Annotated in this window: 17 protein-coding genes; 2 read left to right on the top strand and 15 right to left on the bottom strand. The window is 64.8% G+C overall.

The annotated features are described in order from the left end of the window. Nucleotides 1-47: 47 nt before the first annotated feature. The 3 genes from smrA to ACT5M9_RS16630 form a co-directional block, all read right to left on the bottom strand. The gene (smrA, locus tag ACT5M9_RS16620) at nt 48-629 is read right to left on the bottom strand and encodes a DNA endonuclease SmrA (protein ID WP_457980313.1); all 582 of its coding nucleotides are present in this window, start codon (nt 627-629) and stop codon (nt 48-50) included. Between the two features lie 161 nt (nt 630-790). Next, nucleotides 791-940, bottom strand: a complete 150-nt coding sequence (locus tag ACT5M9_RS16625; protein WP_434666082.1) for a DUF3149 domain-containing protein — start codon at nt 938-940, stop codon at nt 791-793. Between the two features lie 157 nt (nt 941-1,097). Beyond that, nucleotides 1,098-1,985, bottom strand: a complete 888-nt coding sequence (locus tag ACT5M9_RS16630) for a TraB/GumN family protein (protein ID WP_457980311.1) — start codon at nt 1,983-1,985, stop codon at nt 1,098-1,100. An 86-nt stretch (nt 1,986-2,071) separates the two neighbouring features. Here ACT5M9_RS16630 and ACT5M9_RS16635 point away from each other — a divergent pair, with 86 nt between their 5' ends. Further along, complete coding sequence (locus tag ACT5M9_RS16635) at nt 2,072-2,404, top strand: DUF1904 family protein (RefSeq protein ID WP_438550335.1); 333 nt, start codon at nt 2,072-2,074, stop codon at nt 2,402-2,404. Nucleotides 2,405-2,625: 221 nt separating this feature from the next. Here the strand turns inward: ACT5M9_RS16635 and ACT5M9_RS16640 are convergent, their stop codons facing one another. The 10 genes from ACT5M9_RS16640 to ltnD form a co-directional block, all read right to left on the bottom strand. Next, entirely contained in the window at nt 2,626-3,456 is an 831-nt protein-coding gene (locus ACT5M9_RS16640; protein ID WP_457980309.1) for an SDR family oxidoreductase, read from the bottom strand. A 111-nt stretch (nt 3,457-3,567) separates the two neighbouring features. Further along, nucleotides 3,568-4,971 carry an OprD family outer membrane porin gene (locus ACT5M9_RS16645; RefSeq protein ID WP_457980307.1) on the bottom strand — a complete coding sequence of 468 codons (1,404 nt, stop codon included), beginning with the start codon at nt 4,969-4,971 and terminating at the stop codon, nt 3,568-3,570. A gap of 503 nt (nt 4,972-5,474) precedes the next feature. After that, nucleotides 5,475-7,409, bottom strand: a complete 1,935-nt coding sequence (locus ACT5M9_RS16650; RefSeq protein ID WP_457980305.1) for a methyl-accepting chemotaxis protein — start codon at nt 7,407-7,409, stop codon at nt 5,475-5,477. Between the two features lie 59 nt (nt 7,410-7,468). After that, nucleotides 7,469-8,359, bottom strand: a complete 891-nt coding sequence (locus ACT5M9_RS16655; protein ID WP_438550332.1) for a DMT family transporter — start codon at nt 8,357-8,359, stop codon at nt 7,469-7,471. A gap of 85 nt (nt 8,360-8,444) precedes the next feature. Next, nucleotides 8,445-9,950: a GntP family permease gene (locus ACT5M9_RS16660; protein ID WP_457980303.1), complete on the bottom strand. Its 1,506-nt coding sequence runs from the start codon at nt 9,948-9,950 to the stop codon at nt 8,445-8,447. Continuing rightward, the gene (denD, locus tag ACT5M9_RS16665) at nt 9,947-10,897 is read right to left on the bottom strand and encodes a D-erythronate dehydrogenase (RefSeq protein ID WP_457980301.1); all 951 of its coding nucleotides are present in this window, start codon (nt 10,895-10,897) and stop codon (nt 9,947-9,949) included. The genes ACT5M9_RS16660 and denD overlap by 4 nt, the downstream gene beginning before the upstream one ends. 40 nt (nt 10,898-10,937) lie before the next feature. Beyond that, the gene (otnI, locus tag ACT5M9_RS16670; RefSeq protein WP_457980299.1) at nt 10,938-11,711 is read right to left on the bottom strand and encodes a 2-oxo-tetronate isomerase; all 774 of its coding nucleotides are present in this window, start codon (nt 11,709-11,711) and stop codon (nt 10,938-10,940) included. 61 nt (nt 11,712-11,772) lie between these two features. Next, entirely contained in the window at nt 11,773-12,405 is a 633-nt protein-coding gene (gene otnC, locus ACT5M9_RS16675) for a 3-oxo-tetronate 4-phosphate decarboxylase (protein WP_457980297.1), read from the bottom strand. Next, complete coding sequence (gene otnK, locus ACT5M9_RS16680; protein WP_457980295.1) at nt 12,398-13,648, bottom strand: 3-oxo-tetronate kinase; 1,251 nt, start codon at nt 13,646-13,648, stop codon at nt 12,398-12,400. Before otnK ends, otnC begins: the two co-directional genes overlap by 8 nt. Beyond that, nucleotides 13,645-14,553: an L-threonate dehydrogenase gene (gene ltnD / locus ACT5M9_RS16685; RefSeq protein WP_457980293.1), complete on the bottom strand. Its 909-nt coding sequence runs from the start codon at nt 14,551-14,553 to the stop codon at nt 13,645-13,647. Before ltnD ends, otnK begins: the two co-directional genes overlap by 4 nt. A gap of 244 nt (nt 14,554-14,797) precedes the next feature. Here ltnD and ACT5M9_RS16690 point away from each other — a divergent pair, with 244 nt between their 5' ends. Then, complete coding sequence (locus ACT5M9_RS16690) at nt 14,798-15,580, top strand: DeoR family transcriptional regulator (protein ID WP_457980291.1); 783 nt, start codon at nt 14,798-14,800, stop codon at nt 15,578-15,580. A 24-nt stretch (nt 15,581-15,604) separates the two neighbouring features. Here the strand turns inward: ACT5M9_RS16690 and ACT5M9_RS16695 are convergent, their stop codons facing one another. Further along, nucleotides 15,605-15,751, bottom strand: coding sequence for an entericidin A/B family lipoprotein (locus tag ACT5M9_RS16695; protein WP_457980289.1), 147 nt, complete (start codon nt 15,749-15,751; stop codon nt 15,605-15,607). A 40-nt stretch (nt 15,752-15,791) separates the two neighbouring features. Beyond that, complete coding sequence (locus ACT5M9_RS16700; RefSeq protein WP_457980287.1) at nt 15,792-16,862, bottom strand: PQQ-dependent sugar dehydrogenase; 1,071 nt, start codon at nt 16,860-16,862, stop codon at nt 15,792-15,794. Nucleotides 16,863-16,915 lie beyond the last annotated feature (53 nt).

Raw genomic sequence — 16,915 nt, forward strand, 5'->3', positions numbered from 1 at the left:
GCTAGCACCGGCTCCGGGTGCCTCGCCACTCCAGGGTGTTCAGGGGCTCAGGGAAGGCGCTTCTGGTGGCGCTCGCGGTTCTCCGCCTTCTTGCGCTCACTCTTTCGCAGCAGCACATAGAGCGCGCCGCTGCCGCCGTGGCGGCGTTCGGCGCTGTGCATGGCCATGACAGCCGGCAGTTGCGGCAGCCAGGCGCTGACGTGGCTCTTGAGCATGGCGCGCGGCGTGCTGCGCTCCCCCTTGCCGTGCAGGATCAGCAGGCAGCGGATATCCCGCACCTCGCAATCCGCGATGAACTGTACCAGGGCGGTTCGCGCCTCGTTGAGGGTCTTCTGGTGCAGATCCAGGCTCGCCTGCAGCTCGTACTTGCCCAGCCGCAGCTTCTTGTAGACCCCCTCCTGCACCCCGTCGCGCTTGAAGCCGACGATCTCGTGGGGATCCAACAGCGCTATGGCCTCCATGCTGAGCATGTCCTGGGGCAATGGGCCGGCGCTGGCGGCCTGGCGGCGCGCTAGCTGGGCCTCGGTCGGGGCGCTGTCGCCCCCCTGGGGAGCGATCCGGTCGCTGTGAAGGGGTCGCACGTCGGCGACCTCCTGCAGGAAGAGTGAATATTCGTCGTCATGTGGCACGGCAGGCTCCCCCCATGAAAATGAGGAGGCATTATAGCGGGCTAGGCCCGCGCTTAGAATGGCGGCACGGGGGAGGCTCGACTGCAGATGGGGGAGGGCGCCCGAACGAGCGCCCGGACCCGTACTTCCCTCGGCGGGCGTGTATCACCCGCATCGCGGGATCACTGCTCTTCCGTCGGCGGCTTGGCGTGCATCACCTTGTAGATGAAGTAGACGGCGTAGGCGCTGATCAGCAGGAAGGTGCCGATTATCACCAGCATGGACATCAGGCCCACGCTGTTGCCAAACATCAGGTTCATCCAGAATTCCATCACATCCACTCCTGTCATCCCTTGGTGACAGGCATGATAGATACCTCTTTGGATGGAAGGAGATGATCCCGATCAAGTCCCGTCATGGTTATTTAATCGGCAATCCGTTCTGTGAGCGGCCTCCCACTCGGGACTAGGGAGGCCGCGGGAGGAGGGCTTATTGGGCCGCGGGCGGGGTCGGCTCGGTGAGTGGGGTAATGCGCCAGCCTTGCCGCTCCAGCAGGGCCAGCAGCCCCTGCTCGCCGTAAAGATGCAGGGCGCCTACCACGATAAAGCTCTCGTTGGGCAGGGTCGGCCACTTCGCCACCCAGTTGTGGTTGCGCTCCGCCAGCAGGGTCTGCTCCAGCCAGGCCTGCAGCTTGGGTGGGGCCATCTCCTCTTTCAGCAGGTTGATCAGGGTCGCCTGATCGCCGTTTTGCCAGGCGCTCATCACCTCGCCAAAGCCCTTCTCCAGCTCCGGCAGCTCGTCCAGGGTGCTCTCCAGCATCAGGGTCTGGTTGTCGCCGACGCTGGCGAGGTAGCCGAGCTGCTCCAGCAGGGTCTCCAGGCCGACGATGGGTTTGCCCCCCTCGCTTGCCCGCTTGGCGAAGTGCTGATCCACCCCGTATTGGCCGCTGAAGCCGGTGCGTTCCAGGGCCGCCTGGGTCAGGGTGATGGCCGCAAACCAGGGGCGCAGCGGGGTCAGGATGGCTTCATTGAGGCCGTTCTGGCCGGCGGCGATCAGGGTGCGCCGGTAGAGGTCGATGGGCAGGTGATCCTTGAGGGTCTTGCCATCGACGAGCCGGGTGATGGCCCCCATCTCCTGCCACTGCGCCTGGCTGACATGGGTCATGTCGACCTCCATCACCAGGGCGCGGCTCTGTTGCCAGGCGCGCTCCACGGGATCCGGCAAGGGGTAGAGGGAGGGTTTGCCCGCGTGGATGGAGCCCAGCAGCCAGTGTTGTTCACTGCCTTTCTCGATGCGATAGAAGGCCGGGTCGGCGAGGGCCTGCAGCGGCAGCAGCAGGCAGATCAGGAAGGAGAACAGCGGTCGATGGAATCTCATGGGGCTCCTTGTATGAACGGATGACTTGGCTTCATGGCAATAAACCCTATGATAAGTCCTCATTCGTCACAGCCAAGAGGTTTCCCATGCCCCACCTTCGCTTTCGGGCAGTTTCTGTCGACACCCTGCAGCAGATAAGCGCCCCGCTGACGGCGGATCTCTGCGCCCTCACCGGCGGCAAGCCGGAGTTTGTCACCCTGGAGTCTGTGCCGAGCCAGTGGGTGCGAGACGGCCAGGTGGAGGCGGGTTTCCCCTTCGTGGAGCTGGTCTGGTTCGAGCGTCCCCAGGAGATGCAGGATACCGCCGCCGCCCTCATCACCCGCCATCTGAAGGCGGTACTGGGGGAGCAGACCTATGTGGTGGTGCAGGTGCTGCCTATCGTCAAAAGCCAGTACTACAGCAACGGTCAGCATTACTGAACGGGGCCGGGAGAGGGACCTCAGGTGGTGCAGGCCCTCTCTATCCTTGTCAAAAGCCAGTACTACAGCAACGGTCAGCACTACTGAGCGGGGGACGGGAGAGGGATCCCAGGTGGTACAGGCCCTCTCCATCCTTGTCAAAAGCCAGTGTTACAGCCAGGGCGAGCACTACTGAATGATGCCAGGGTGGACTGGGTTGTGGGCCCAATCCTTGCCCGGAGTCAGGCGGATTTTATCAGCAGCTTGTCCAGCCAGCGGCTCGGCAGCAGGCGGCGCAGCACGGTGAACAGCCTGGTCGGGAAGGTGACGGGGTAGCGGTGTTTGGGCCGCTTGCTCCTGAGCGCGTGCAGCAGCGGCGGGATGCAGGCCTCGCTTGGCAGGGTGAAGCCGCGGGCCCCCCCTTCACGTTCCAGCCGGCTCAGGGTCTGCTGATAAGCGGCGCTGTGGCGGCTAGTGTCGGGATTTATGTGGCGCAGGAAGGCGGCGCGGGCATTGGCGCGAAAACGGGTGTCGATGGGGCCGGGCTCTATCAGGCTGACCTGTACCCCGGTGCCCGCGAGTTCGAGGCGCAGGGTATCTGTGTAGCCCTCTATGGCGAACTTGCTGGCGTTGTAGGCGCCGCGAAACTTCATGGCCACCAGGCCGAGCACCGAACTGTTCTGCACTATGCGTCCCTCTCCCGCCGCCAACATGGCGGGCAGTACCTCGCGAATGAGCTGATGCCAGCCGAACAGGTTGGTGTTGAACTGCTCCCGCAGCGCCGCCGTGGGCAGGTCTTCCAGCGCCCCCGGCTGGCCGTAGGCCCCGTTGTTGAACAGGCCGTAGAGGCGACCGCCGGCCAGGGCCAGCGCCTCGGCGGCCCCCCGGCTGATGCTGGCCTCGTCCGCAAGATCCAGTTGTACCGCCAATAACCCCGACTGTTGCAGCCGCGCCACATCCTCCTGCCTGCGGGCCGAGGCGATGACGGTGAAGCCCTGGTCGCCGAGGGCCCTGGCGGCGGCGAGACCGATGCCGCTTGAGCAGCCGGTGATGAGCACGAAGGGGTGGGGCATGAGCGGGTGTCCTTGATGGCGGTCGAGTCCTGTGATGGGCATGTTAGCCTGCCCCGCCCAAAAACAAAACCGGGCCCAAGGGCCCGGTTTCCGGATGATTCACGCTCCCGATTACAGGATGGTGAACGGCATGATGATGTGGAACTTGACGTCATGCTCGGAGCTGAACATGTTCGGGTAGTACCAGCTGCCCTTGTCGTCCTGCTCGTTGTTGTAGTCGGTGTAGTGCAGCTTGAACAGGGTGCCCTTCAGCTTGCCGTCTTGCACCGTGTACATGACGTCGAAGTTGGCCGCCCACTCTTTGCCGCCTTCCAGGGAGCTGTCGCCGTTGTTGGCATCCCAGCCGTAGGCACCGGATACGCCGACTGCCCAGCCAGGAGCTCCCACCAGATCGTCCAGGGTACGGGTCACGCCGAAGAACAGCGCCTTCTCGTCGTTGTGGTTCCAGTCAGAGCGGGAATCCCACCAGATCTCGTTCGCGCCCTGGGAGTTGCCGTAGCCACGGGTCAGACGGGGCAGGTAGTTGCCCAGATCCCCTTCGGCCTTGGTCCACAGACCTTCCAGGCGGAAGCCGTATTGGGCGTAGTTCCAGGCGGCGGTCAGCGCTTGCTGCCATGCCAGGCCATCGTAATCGCTGTTGTCGGTGTCGGAACCGTAGAACTGGTAGCTGGTGGAGAGGCCACCCAGCACATCAAACTTGTGAGCCAGCTTGAAGTGGTAGCTGTCCATGTAGCCTTCGGACTGACCGAAGCCACCGGTGACCGCAGTGCCGTTCTCGAAGGTGTAACGAGCGGCCAGACCGTGGATGTAGTCGATCTTGTTCGCGTCGGTGAAGGGATCGCTGGCATAGGGGCTGCTCTTGGAGAAGCCGGCGGTGTTCTTGAACCAGGGCGCCTTGTACTCGTCGGCGATGGCGTAGGTCAGGTAGAGACCACCGAAGTTGCCTTCGATCTGGCCACCGCGGTAGGTACCGGGCTGATAGGACCAGTTGACGCCGAGGATGCCGGGAACGTAGAGCTGGGTGAAACCACCCTTGGCGGTGACGGCACCATCGAAGAATTTCAGTTTCAGAGCGGCGGTGGAGAGGCTGAAGCCATTCTCGGGAACACCGTCACCACCTGAACCCCACTTGTCGCCCCAGAAGGAGAATTCGTTCTCTTCGTTGACGCCGTTGCTCTCGTCGACGGCCAGGTCATAGGCGCCGAAGCCGCCCACGTCGATACCGACCACATCCCAGGCATAACCGGAGTTGAAGTTAAGGGCGGCTTGGGTGGTGGCATGGCTCAGGTTGGAGTGGTACTTGCCATCTTGGCCGGGACCGGCCTGCTTGCGGTCACGTTCACGCTGGAAGTAGAACAGACCGCCGGTGACTTTGGCGTCTTCGGCAAACGCCTCATAGGATTTTCCGTAACCCGGACCCATAGTGTCCTGGGCGGCGAAGGCCATTCCCGGGGCAGCCAGTGCGGCAACCACAGCGGCGCTCAAGGCGGCACGCTTGAAAATCACTTTTTCCATTTTGTATTGCTCCTGATTTTATGGACTTAGCTTTTTTTGTGTCCGGCAGTCAGGCACGGGCCCGCCGCTCGGTAATGGCATTGCAATCAAGGCCCCGCAGGGCAAAAAAGAGTCGTTTGTCTGTGCTGTGCCCCTCCCTGTATGCCTTGGCGCATCAGTGGGGGTATCTGTGTATTTACAATCTTTATTTTTTATGTCCAACCCTTGGCGGCTGGACACCACAAGAGTACGTTCGCGGTGCGAAATATCAACATGAAGTTCCATCGAAGTTTCAAAAATATGACCGAGTGCAAATAATCATGACCCTTGGTGTGGACACTTTGATCCCGCGCATATCGGCGATGACAGCGCTTTCATGGCGCAATGGCCGTTGCCGTGGATGAAACTCGGTGAGGAAGCAGAACTTTCTTTGTTAACCGGCCGGTAACAGATAATTTTGTGACACGAAAAAAGATAGGCCCCGCCAGCAGGTGCGGGGCCCATGCCGGGTCAGTGGCGAGGGATCAGGCCTGCCCCAGGATGCGGGGGATCTGACGGGCCTGGTGGTGGATGTGCTCGGACACTTGCACCGAGAGCTGGCTGCCCTGACGGGCATGTTGGCTGATGCGACCGATGAGGGCGGCGAAGCTGGCCAGCCTGTGCTCCTGGCTCCTGGCGTTGTCGGCTCCCTGCAGGGCGATGACGGCGGTGCTGCGGGCCATCTCCCGCACCGTCTGGGTGGTCTGGCGAAGCTGCTCGGCCTGCTGGCGCTGGTCGGCGGCCTCGCTGGTGATCCGGGTCATCACGGTGGCGAGCTGATCCCCGGCCAGGGTGAGGCTCGCCAGGATTTCGGTGATCTGGCCGAGGGAGCGCTGGGTATCGGCGGAGAGGTGGCGCACCTCGTCGGCGACCACGGCGAAGCCGCGCCCCTGCTCGCCTGCACGGGCCGCTTCTATGGCGGCGTTGAGGGCCAGCAGGTTGGTCTGCTGGGAGATGTGGCCGATGACGTCGACGATGGCGGTGACGTCCTCCACCGAGCGTTTGAGCTGGGTCAGGGCGCCGCTGCTCTCGTCGATGGCGAGGCCGGTCTGGGCGGTGGCGGCCAACATGCCCCCCACCAGTTGCTCGCTCTGGCTCATGGAGTGTTCGTTGTGCTGGGCATGTTGCGCTATCTCGGCGGCGACCTGATGCACCTCGCTGGCGAGCTGGTTCAGCTCGCTCATCATGGTGCCGCTCTCGTCCACCACCTGCTCCGTGGTGCGGGTGCTGTGATGGATCTCCTGCACCCGATCCACCATCTCCTGCAGGCTCAGGGAGACGGAGGATAGCTGCCCCGCCTTTTGCTGCTGATCCTGCTGCAGACGCAGGATGAGGCGGTTGTAGCTCGCGACTATGTCGGCCAGTTCGTTGCGCTCCCGCCCCTCGGGCAGCATCTGCGCCTCGCCGGTGGCGTCGAGTCGCAGGAAGGCGCCGCGCAGTTGCAGCAAAGGCCTCACCAGCCAGCGCCGCTGTACCAGGGCGAACAGCAGGGCCACCACCACCAGGCAGAGGGCGAGGGAACCCAGGATGGCGCCTAGCTCCTTGTTTACCCCCTGGCGCTTTGCGGCGAGCCGCTCTCCGAGCGTCTCCCCCTCTTTGAGCAGCAAACTGATGTCCTGCTGCACCATCTGGCGCGCCACCTGCTGCCGTTGCAACGTCTTGCGGCTGTTTTCCAGCTCCTGGGGATAGCGCTTGAGCAGGGAGACCAGCTCGGCTCTGGGCTGATCGCCGAGCTCCTTGCGCGCCGGCTCCCCCAGGGTGAACTCATCGGCGGGGGCCTCCTCGAACAGCTTCAGGCTCGGCAGGGCTGCCAGCCTATCCGCCTGCTTTTGCAGGGCGACGAGTTCGAATTGCAATCCCTCCAGCAACTTGGGGCTCCCTTGCTCCATGTAGTTCTGACGCAGGTGGCCGAGGCCGGGCAGGGTCGCCAGCAGGTCGGCGGCCCCCTGCCGATACCGATCGGCAGTGGCGGGATCGTCTCCCGTTGCGCCCTGCTGGCCGTAGCGCAGCAGGGCCTTGGCATGGGTGGTCAGCTCGTTCTCGGCATTTTGCAGCAGCAACTGGCTGTTGCCGGAGAGCTTGCCCGCCGCCAGATAGTCCCCGTCGATGCGGGTGCCCATCTGCTCCAGCAGGGTGTACAGGGGGGCGCTCTGCTCGGGATCCTGTTGCTCCAGCTGGCCGAGGGCCTGCTTGCGTATCCCCTGCGCCTCGGTCAAGCGCAGGGGATCTCCGCTGCCGAGGTAGTCGCGCAGCGCCTCTTGCAGAGGGCCGCTCAGCCGCTGTTGCAGTCGCTCGTGCTGGCGCTGGGCCTGCTCGGTCTCATTGAGCTGCTGCCAGCCATGGAACAGGGCCGCGGCCTGAGTGCCGGCGACCAGCAGCAAGACGAGGGAGGAGAGGGAGGCATAATGGGCAATTTTCACGTCAACATCCTGCTTGAACCACGCAATGGCTTGGAGCTTAAGCAGGAGTGATGGCGTTTTTATGACAAGGGTTTGGCAACTCCCTGACGCTTCGGGGATTTCACCAGCAGGCCGAGCAGGGCGCCCCCCATGATGAGGGCACCCGCCAGCAGGTGGCGGGAGGTGAGTGCCTCGCCGTTCAGCCACACCAGCAGCAGGGTGCTGAGGAGCGGAGTCAGGTAGGCCAGGGCCCCGATGCGGCGGGGATCCCCGTCTCGCAGCGCCAGGTACCAGGTGACGAAGGCCGCCCCCATGGGGCCGAGGGCCAGCCCGGCGATGAGCAACCAGTCCGCCTGGGGGATCTGGTCGAGGGGTAGCGGCCCTTCCAATCCCCGGGCGAGCAGCAGGGCCAGGATCCCGGCGGGCAGGCAGGCGGCGGCCGTGACCACGGCGGGAGCGGGGGGCAGACGGCGGGAGAGCACGGAGTAGGCCCCCCAGACGATGGCGGCGCCCAGCGCCAGCAGGTAACCGGGGAGATAGGCCTGCTGCAGCTTCAGCTCCCCATCCACCATCACCAGCACGGAGCCGGCGAGGCCCAGGGCCCCCGCCAGCAGGTGCTGGGGCCGCAGGGGGTGGCCCGGCAGCAGCAGCGGCGTGAACAAGATGATGCACAGGGGCCAGAGGTAGTTGATGAGGTTCGCCTCCAGTACGGGGGCGTGGCGAAAGCTCATGAACAGCAGGCTGTGATAGAGCAGCAGGGCCGCTATGGTCACCAGCCAGGTAACGGGACGGGCCCGCCACTGGCGCCAGAACGGCAGGGCGCCCAGGCCGCAGAAGGAGAGCACCAGCCCCACCAGTACCAGGGGGGAGACGCTGGTGACCCTGGAGGTGAGGGCGGCGAGGGAGGCCCACAGCAAGATGGTGAGCAGGGCCAGGGCGGTGGATCTATCCCACCAGGAAACAGCAGACATCCAGCACTCCTTGGCAGATGCATGAAAAAGAGGGCCAGTCTAGCAGACTGGCCCTCGTCACACAGCGTTCCCGTGTTCTGTTCGCTTATGACTCCCTGCTCGCCACCGCACCGGTCGCCGGGGCCAGGGACTGGCCCTTGACGTACCAGACGATGAGCGCCAGCACCAGCAGCGGCAGCACGGGGTCTAACCAGGTGCCTCCGGAGCCGAACAGCAGGTTCAGCAGGGCTACGCCGGTGCCGCCGATGGCCCAGGCGATGGTGGTGGGGATGGACCAGACGATCATCTGTTGCTTCACGTCCGAGATCCCCATCATGCGGTTGACCACCCAGAACAGGCTGTCGTTGAAGTAGCCGAAGAAGAGGGATCCCATGGTGGCGGCCTGGGCCGCCAGCAGCATGTTGACCCCGGGGATCTGGGCCAGTATGGGGGCCGAGATGGAGGCCGCGGTCACCATGGCCACAGTGCCGGATCCCTGGATGAGGCGCACCAGGGTCGCGACGATGAAGGGGATCAGTATGGGGGAGATGGGCAGCTGGGCTATCTGCTCCGCCAGCTGCTGACCCGCCCCGCTGTCCCGCAGCACGGCGCCGAGCGCCCCGCCGGCCCCGGTCACTAGCAATATGATGCCGGCGGATTGCAGTCCCTCTTCCAGGCGGGCGGCGGTGGCGTGTCTGTCCATGTGCGGCACTAGCGTGTAGACCGCCAGCAGCACGCTGATGGCGAGCGCTATGATGGGGGCGCCGATGAAGTTGATGCCCTGCACCAGGGGGTTGGCGGCCAGACTCTCCATGCCCTCCAGGGTGGCCAGGGTGGTGAAGATGGCCTTGAGGAAGATGAGCACGATCGGCACCAGGATCGGCAGCAGGGACAGGGTCAGGCTCGGCAGGGCCTTGCCTTCCTTCTCCTTGAGGTAGGTCTCATAGGTAGCCTGCATCTCATCCGGGGTCTGGGCGACCTGGGCACTGAACTCGGGGTATTTCTTGTCCAGCCACTGGGCGTAGAAGACGATGCCGAGTACGCAAGGGATGGCCAGCGCCATGCCGGTCAGCAGCATGGCGCCTATGTCCACGCCGAACAGGCCGGCGACGCCCAGGGGCCCCGGGGTCGGCGGTACCGTGTGGTGAGTCACCACCAGGCCGCCCGCGAGCGCCACCCCCAGGGTGAGCAGGGAGCGCTTGCCGCTTTTTGCCAGCGCCTTCGCGACCGGGTAGAGGATGACGAAGGCGGAATCCACGAAGATGGGGATGCTGACGATGTAGCCCGTGATGGCCAGGGCCCACTCCTCGCGGCGCTTGCCGAGCCACTTGATGAAGCTGTAGGCGATCTGCTCGGCCGCCCCCGAGACCTCCAGCAGGCGGCCCATCATGACCCCCAGGCCGATGACGATGCCGATGCTGCCAAGGGTGGAGCCAAAGCCCTGGGTGATGACGGTGAGGGTCTTGTCGATGCTCATGCCGCCCGTGATGCCGGCGATGCAGGCCGCCGCCAGCATGGCGATCAGGGCATGTACCCGGGTGCGGATCACCAGGAACACCAGCACGAAGACCGCGATGATGAGACCTATGATGGGGGTCGGGATGTCGCTCATGATGCCTCCTGCATGTCATGGGTGATGAAACTGTCGATGATGTCGGCAAACGTCCTGTCTGCTGTGAAGCCGAGGGCATGGGCCCGCTGATTGTCGATGCGCCCCGGCCAGCTGGCGACGATGCGCTCCACCGCCGGATCGGCGGCAAATTGCACCCGCTCCCGGGCCGCGGCACCCCCCGCATGGCCGAGGGCCTCCAGCATCTCCCCCACGGTCACGCTGATGCCGGGCAGGTTGACGCTGCGCCAGTCACCTGTGGCAGGCAGCCTGGCCGCCAGCAGGAAGTTCGCCACCACGGTAGCCGGGCTGGAGAGCCAGAGTCGCAGATCCGTGCTCACCGGGCAGATGGCCTGCTCCCCTTGCAGGGGCTCGCGGATGATGCTGCTGACGAAGGACGAGGCCGCCCGGTTCGGTTTGCCCGGTCGCACACAGATGGTGGGCAGGCGCAGCACCAGACCGTCCACATAGCCCTTGCGGCTGTAGTCGTTGACCAGCAGCTCCCCCATGGCCTTCTGGGCTCCATAGGAGGAGGTCGGGGTCAGGGCGGTGCTGTCGTCCACCAGGGCAGGCAGGTGGCCGCCGTAGACGGCCAGCGAGCTGGTGAAGATGAAGCGGATGCCGGGTTTGGTATGACGGCAGGCCTCCAGCAGGGTGCGGGTGGTGCCCAGGTTCACCTTCCAGCCGAGATCGAAGTCCTGCTCCGCATGGCTGCTGACGATGGCCGCCAGGTGATAGACGATGGCGGTCTGCTCGTTGATGAGGGACTCCGCCACACCGGGGGCGGTGAGATCCGCCTGCAGGCAGTGCACCCTGGCATCGGCGATGGGGGCCTGGGGCAGCTGAATATCCACCAGCAGCAGCTCGGTGAAGGATTGTGTGCTCTGCAGCAGGGCTTTGGCCAGTTTCTGGCCCAGGAAGCCACCACCGCCGGTGATGATGATTTGCATCTCGTTATCCTCAGACTCGTTCGTGTGTAGGGTGTCGTTGTTATTGTTGGGTCAGCCAGCCCAGCCCTTGGTGGGTGCTGGCTCTGGGGTTGTATTCGCAGCCTATCCAGTCGTGGTAGCCGGCCCTGGCCAGCGCCTCGAACAGGTGGGGGTAGGCGATTTCCCCCTCGTCCGGCTCGTGGCGATCCGGTACCGAGGCTATCTGGACGTGGCCGATGGCCGGGCCCAGCTTGCCGATGAGGCGGGTCAGATCCCCGTCCATGATCTGGGCGTGATAGAGGTCGAGCTGCACCCCTACGTTGGGCCTGTCTATCTCCTGCACCAGGGCCAGGGCGTCGAGCTGGTGGGCCAGGAAGTAGCCGGGCACGTCCCGATCGTTCAGAGGCTCGAGCAGCACGCTGATGCCATCGGCCGCCAGGTAATCGGCGGCGAAGCGGATGTTGTCGACCAGGGTCTGGCGATGGGCCGCAAGGCTATGGGCCGGGTCGATGATGCCGCTCATGGCGTGCACCTTCTTGCAGCCGAGCGCCAGGGCGTAGTCCCGCACTTTGGGCAGATGGGCGCGAAACTCTTCCTCCCGTCCCGGGATAGCGGCCATGCCGCGCTCCCCCGCGCCCCAGTTGCCCGGCGGCATGTTGAACAGCGCCTGGGTCAGCTCCTGCTCGCGCAGCAGGCGACCCAGCTCGTCGGCGGGCCAGTCGTAGGGGAAGAGGAACTCCACCGCCTCGAAACCGGCGCGGCGCGCCTCGGCGAAACGCTCGAGGAAGGGGACCTCGGTAAACAGCATGGTCAGATTGGCGGCAAACTTGCTCATGGTTTTATCTTCCTCAAGTCGTTGAATTCGTATCGGGTCAGAGGGGCGTCACAGGCTCTGCTCATGGCTTCATCCTCCGGAGCTCATCTATCTCATGCTCGCTCAGGTAGCGGATGGACTGGCCGTGCAGCAGCAGGGCGAGGCGGGCCGTCTCCTCCAGCTCCTCCATGTTGTTGACCGCATCGACCAGATCCTTGCCTGTCACCACGGGACCGTGGTTGGCGAGCAGGAAGGCCTTGCCATCTCGGGCCCGCTGACCCAGCTCCTCGGCGATGCGGGCATCCCCCGGCTTGTAGTAGGGGATGAGCGGCAACTGGCCGACCCGCATCACGTAGTAGGGGGTGAAGGGGCGGATGACGTTGGCCGGATCCAGCCCGTCCAGGCAGGAGAGGGCGGTGAGGTGGGTGCTGTGCAGGTGCACCACGGCCCGACACTCGGGATTGTTGTGATAGAGCGCCAGGTGGAATGCCACCTCCTTGGAGGGGCGATCCCCATCCAGATGCTCCCCCAGCAGGCTGACCCGGGAGAGGCGCTCCGCACTCAGGCGACCGAGGCAGGAGCCGGTGGGGGTGGCGATCAGGGTGCCGTCCGGCAGCAGGGCCGACAGGTTGCCTGCCCCGCCGGTGGCGTAGCCACGCTGGAACAGGGAGGCCCCCAGCATCACCATGGTGTCGCGCAAGGCTTGTTCAGTCATGGAGGAACTCCTGTGCCTTGGCGAAGAAGGCCTCGTCGCCGAAGTTGCCGGACTTGAGGGCCAGGGACAGGGGGGCATCCGTGGCCCGCACCCAGGGCACGCCGGGGGCGATCTGCGGACCTATGTGGAAGGCCTTCACGCCGAGGGCCTGGGTGATCCTGCTTGAGGTCTCGCCACCGGCGATGATGAAGCCGTCCACCCCGGCGCCGCGCAGCAGCCGGGCGAGCCGGGCGAAGCAGTGCTCTACCGCCTCGCTCGCCGCCTGCAGGCCGTGGCTTGCCTGAATGCGGGACAGCTCCGCCGGGCTGGTGGTGGCATAGATCATTGGAGCGGGGGAGGAGGGCTGTGCCAGCACCCAGCGGGCGAGCTCCTCCGGGTAATCCGGGTGGTCGAGGCAGGCTGCCACGTCCAGCGCCAAGGAGGGAGCCTGCTCACGGTAATGGGCCACCTGGCGGTTGGTCATCTCGGAGCAGGAGCCGGACAGTACCACGGCACGTTTGACGCTGGGCCAACCCGCCTCGCGGGCCCCCTGCAGATCGCCACCGCCGAGGGCGCGGGCCAGACCGATGGCGAGGCCGGAGCCGCCGGTGAGCAGCGGTAGCTGCAGGCTGGCGGCGGCGATGTCCAGCAGGTGTTGCTCGTTGAGGGTATCCACCACGGCGTAGCGCACTCCCTCGGCCTGCAGTTGCCCGAAGGCGGTGGCGATGGCTTCGGCGCCCCGTTCTATGGTGGCGAAGGGCACCAGACCGGCGCGGCCGGAGGCCTGGGACTCCATCAGTCGCAGCAGGTTGCTGTCCTGCATGGGGGTGATGGGGTGGTGGCGCATGCCGGACTCGGCCAGCGGCTGGGCCCCCACGAACAGGTTGCCCTGATAGACGGTGCGACCATTGATTGGCAGGGCCGGGCAGATCAGGGTGAAGTCGCTACCCAAGGCCTCTAGCAGGGCATCGGTGACCGGACCTATGTTGCCCTGGGCCGTGCTGTCGAAGGTGGAGCAGTATTTCTGGTAGATGCGCGGGCAGCCGCGGGCCTTGAGCCATGAGAGCGCCGCCAGGGAGTCGCGCACCGCCTCGTCCACCGGGCAGGAGCGGCTCTTGAGGCTGATGACGATGGCATCCACCTCGGGCAGATCATGGTCTTTTGGGACGCCCGAGAGCTGCAGGGTGGAGAGGCCGCTCTCAACCAAAAATCCTGCTATATCGGTGGCGCCGGTGAAATCGTCTGCAATGACCCCGAGTTTCATGATCTCTCCTCCTGTCCCGGCAGCTGGATGCCGGAGAACGTCTTGATGACGGCGCTGTCGTCCTCCTGGCCGTGACCGGCGTTGCTGGCGGCGAGGAACATGTTCAGGGCCGTGCTGGCCAGCGGCAGCGGGAAGTGCAGCGCCCTGGCGGTATCCGCCACCAGGTTGAGATCCTTGACGAAGATGTCCACCGCGGAGCGGGCCTGGTAGTCGCCACAGAGCACCCTGGGCATGCGGTTCTCGAACATCCAGGAGTTGCCGGCGGCGTGAGTGACCACGTCGTACATGAGATCCAGGGAGATGCCCGCCTTGCTCGCCAGCGCCATGGCCTCGGCGGCCACGGCGATGTGTACCCCGGCCAGCAGTTGGTGGATGATCTTCACCGTGCTGCCCTGGCCGGGGTCACTGCCGACCCGATAGACCCGGCCCGCGACCGCGTCCAGCACGGGGGCCAGCTTGTCGAAGGTAGCCTCGGCACCCGATGCCATGACAGTCATCTCCCCCGCATCGGCCTTGATGGCGCCGCCGGAGACGGGAGCATCCAACATCAGCAGCCCGAGTTGCGCCAGCTCGCCGGCGAGGGAGGCCGCGTCCGCCGCCGATATGGTGGAGGAGATCATGACGGCGGTGCCCGGTTTGAGATGAGGGGCGAGCCCCGTGTCCCCCAGCAGGATGCGGCGCACCTGGGCGGCGTTGACCACCAGTAGCAGGACAGCGTCCAGGGTCTCGGCGAGCGGTCTGGCGTCGGCCATGACGGCGGCGGCACCGGCCTGTTGCAGCTGGCTGCGGGCCTGCTCGGAGAGATCTATGCCGTAGGTGGTGAGCCCGGCCCGCAGGCAGGAGCGGGCGGCGCCCATGCCCATGGCACCCAGGCCGATGACGGCGACGTGGAAGGGAGTGCTCATCTGGTGATTCCTCGGTAACGACTGATGAGCCGATAGTAGAGGCTTGTGGCGGTGAAATATCAGGCTGTTGTCACAAAAATTAACTGTGAATGTGTTAATTTTTGTTATTTCATCAAGCTTGGATTTGTATGGGTCACATTTTTATGTGAAGAAATGTTATTTGTGAGCGTCTTCGAGGTTATTTATCATTTTTTCCCAGATCACTGGGGTAGAATGACCCCTCTTTTCCCAAGGTGTGAACCCCATGATACCCGTAGAGCGACAGCAACAGATCCTGCACCTGCTGGCAGAGCGCGGCGTGGTCAGCATAGTGGAGCTGACCGAGTTGCTGCAGGTTTCCCACATGACTATACGGCGGGATATCCAGAAACTGGAGCAGATGGGGCGGGTACTCTCGGTGTCGGGGGGAGTCAGCCTCTCCCAGCGGATCAAGAGTGAGCCCTCCCACGCTGCCAAGCGCAGCCTGATGCAGGGGGCCAAGCTCGCCATCGCCCGGTTGGCGGCGGCCCAGGTGACGGAGGGCAGCAGCATCTACCTGGATGCGGGCACCACCTCCCTGGAGCTGGCCCGCGAGCTGGCGCTGCGGGAAGACTTGATGATAGTGACCAACGACTTCATGGTCTGCGCCTACCTCATCGAGCACGGCCGCTGCCGCCTCTATCACACCGGTGGCCAGGTCATTCGCGACAACCAGTCCTGTGCCGGCGAGGCGACCGCCCACTTCCTGCGCAACTTGCACCTGGACATAGCCTTCCTCTCTTCTTCTTCCTGGGACGGGCAGGGGATCTCCACCCCGAGTGAGCAGAAGGTGCCTGTGAAGCGGGCTGTGGTGGAGTCGGCGGCGAGTCGCATCCTCATCTGCGACTCGTCCAAATACGGCAAGGTGGGTACCTTCAACGTGGTGGGCTGGGATGCCATCGATCAGGTCATCACGGACGATCAGTTGCCGGACAGCGCCCGGGAGCTGCTGGCCCAGCACGGGGTCAAGCTGACCATGGCGTCCCTGACCACGGCGGGCACAGATTAAGGGACGGTGGAAGCTGCTCGTGACTTAGCGAGCGGCTTCGTCTGCCAGCTTGGACGAGTTCTGGATCACCTCGCCCGCCTTCTCCACATCCCGACCCATGCCGTGGATGGTGTTGCAGCCAAGCAGCAACAGGCAGGCGCACAGCACCAGCAGGTTTCGACACTTGTTCATACATCCTCCTTGTGGCGCCTCGGCCATCATCGCATCCGGATCAGGGGGTGAGCCTCAGCAAGCGCCCCTGACCCGAATCGGTCAGCAGATAGAGGGCGCCGTCAGGCCCCTCCTTGACGGTGCGGATCCGCTCCCCCAGCTCGGTGAGCAGCCGCTCCTGTGACACTATCTTGTCCCCCTCGAGTTTCAGGCGCATCAGGGCCTGGCCGCGCAGGGCGCCGACGAAGAGATCCCCCTGCCACTCCTTGAACAGCTCCCCCTGATAAAACGTCATGCCGGAGGGGGCGATGGAAGGTACCCAGATCCAGAGCGGCGCCGTCATGCCGGGGGCACTCTGGCCCGTACCAATCTTGCCGCCCCCGTACTCCTCGCCGAAGGTGACCCTGGGCCAGCCGTAGTTGTGGCCGGGCAGGATGAGGTTGACCTCGTCACCCCCCTGGGGGCCGTGCTCGTGGGTCCAGAACTGCTGGCTGCCCGGGCGCAGGGCGGCTCCCTGCATGTTGCGATGGCCCAGGCTCCAGATCTCGGGCAGGGCGCCAGCCGTCTTGATGAAGGGATTGTCGTCCGGCACCCGGCCATCCCTATGGAGGCGTACCGTCTTGCCGAGGTGATTGTCGAGGGTCTGAGCCCTATCCCGTTCCGTGTAGCGATCCCCCAGGGTGATGAAGAGGTAGTCATCCTTCAGCACCAGGCGGGAGCCGAAGTGGGCGCCGCCGCCGACCTTGGGCTGCTGGCGAAACAGCAGTTGCCAGTCTGTCAGCGCATCTTTTTGCAACCGGGCGCGGGCCACGGCGGTGCCGGCGCCCCCGTCACCGGGTTCGCTGTAGCTGAGATAGAGCCAGCCCTCTCCATCCAGGGCGAGATCCAGCAAGCCACCCTGGCCCTGAGCGGCGATGGGGGGCAGGCCGGAAACCGGATGGCGCTCCCCTCTTGCGTCGATGCGCAGCAATCGGCCGGGCCGCTCGCTCACCAGATAACCCCCATCCGGCAAGAAGGCCAGCCCCCAGGGGTGGGCGAGATCGGTCGCGACCGGGGTCAGGGTCAGGGCCCGCAGCGGAGCCGCGAGGCAGAGCAGCAGCAGGGCAAGCAGTCGAACGGGCAGTGGAAACAAGGGGATACCTCCTCTCAATGTGCTGGCGTGGTCAAAGCCATCTTGGCTGAAGT

Source organism: Aeromonas sp. AE23HZ002T15 (assembly GCF_054165525.2).

Coding starts and splice junctions, on each gene's coding strand:
- ACT5M9_RS16625 (WP_434666082.1), bottom strand. CDS start 940: ATGGAATTCTGGATGAACCTGATGTTTGGCAACAGCGTGGGCCTGATG.
- ACT5M9_RS16630 (WP_457980311.1), bottom strand. CDS start 1,985: ATGAGATTCCATCGACCGCTGTTCTCCTTCCTGATCTGCCTGCTGCTG.
- ACT5M9_RS16635 (WP_438550335.1), top strand. CDS start 2,072: ATGCCCCACCTTCGCTTTCGGGCAGTTTCTGTCGACACCCTGCAGCAG.
- ACT5M9_RS16640 (WP_457980309.1), bottom strand. CDS start 3,456: ATGCCCCACCCCTTCGTGCTCATCACCGGCTGCTCAAGCGGCATCGGT.
- ACT5M9_RS16645 (WP_457980307.1), bottom strand. CDS start 4,971: ATGGAAAAAGTGATTTTCAAGCGTGCCGCCTTGAGCGCCGCTGTGGTT.
- ACT5M9_RS16655 (WP_438550332.1), bottom strand. CDS start 8,359: ATGTCTGCTGTTTCCTGGTGGGATAGATCCACCGCCCTGGCCCTGCTC.
- ACT5M9_RS16660 (WP_457980303.1), bottom strand. CDS start 9,950: ATGAGCGACATCCCGACCCCCATCATAGGTCTCATCATCGCGGTCTTC.
- denD (WP_457980301.1), bottom strand. CDS start 10,897: ATGCAAATCATCATCACCGGCGGTGGTGGCTTCCTGGGCCAGAAACTG.
- otnI (WP_457980299.1), bottom strand. CDS start 11,711: ATGAGCAAGTTTGCCGCCAATCTGACCATGCTGTTTACCGAGGTCCCC.
- otnC (WP_457980297.1), bottom strand. CDS start 12,405: ATGACTGAACAAGCCTTGCGCGACACCATGGTGATGCTGGGGGCCTCC.
- otnK (WP_457980295.1), bottom strand. CDS start 13,648: ATGAAACTCGGGGTCATTGCAGACGATTTCACCGGCGCCACCGATATA.
- ltnD (WP_457980293.1), bottom strand. CDS start 14,553: ATGAGCACTCCCTTCCACGTCGCCGTCATCGGCCTGGGTGCCATGGGC.
- ACT5M9_RS16690 (WP_457980291.1), top strand. CDS start 14,798: ATGATACCCGTAGAGCGACAGCAACAGATCCTGCACCTGCTGGCAGAG.
- ACT5M9_RS16695 (WP_457980289.1), bottom strand. CDS start 15,751: ATGAACAAGTGTCGAAACCTGCTGGTGCTGTGCGCCTGCCTGTTGCTG.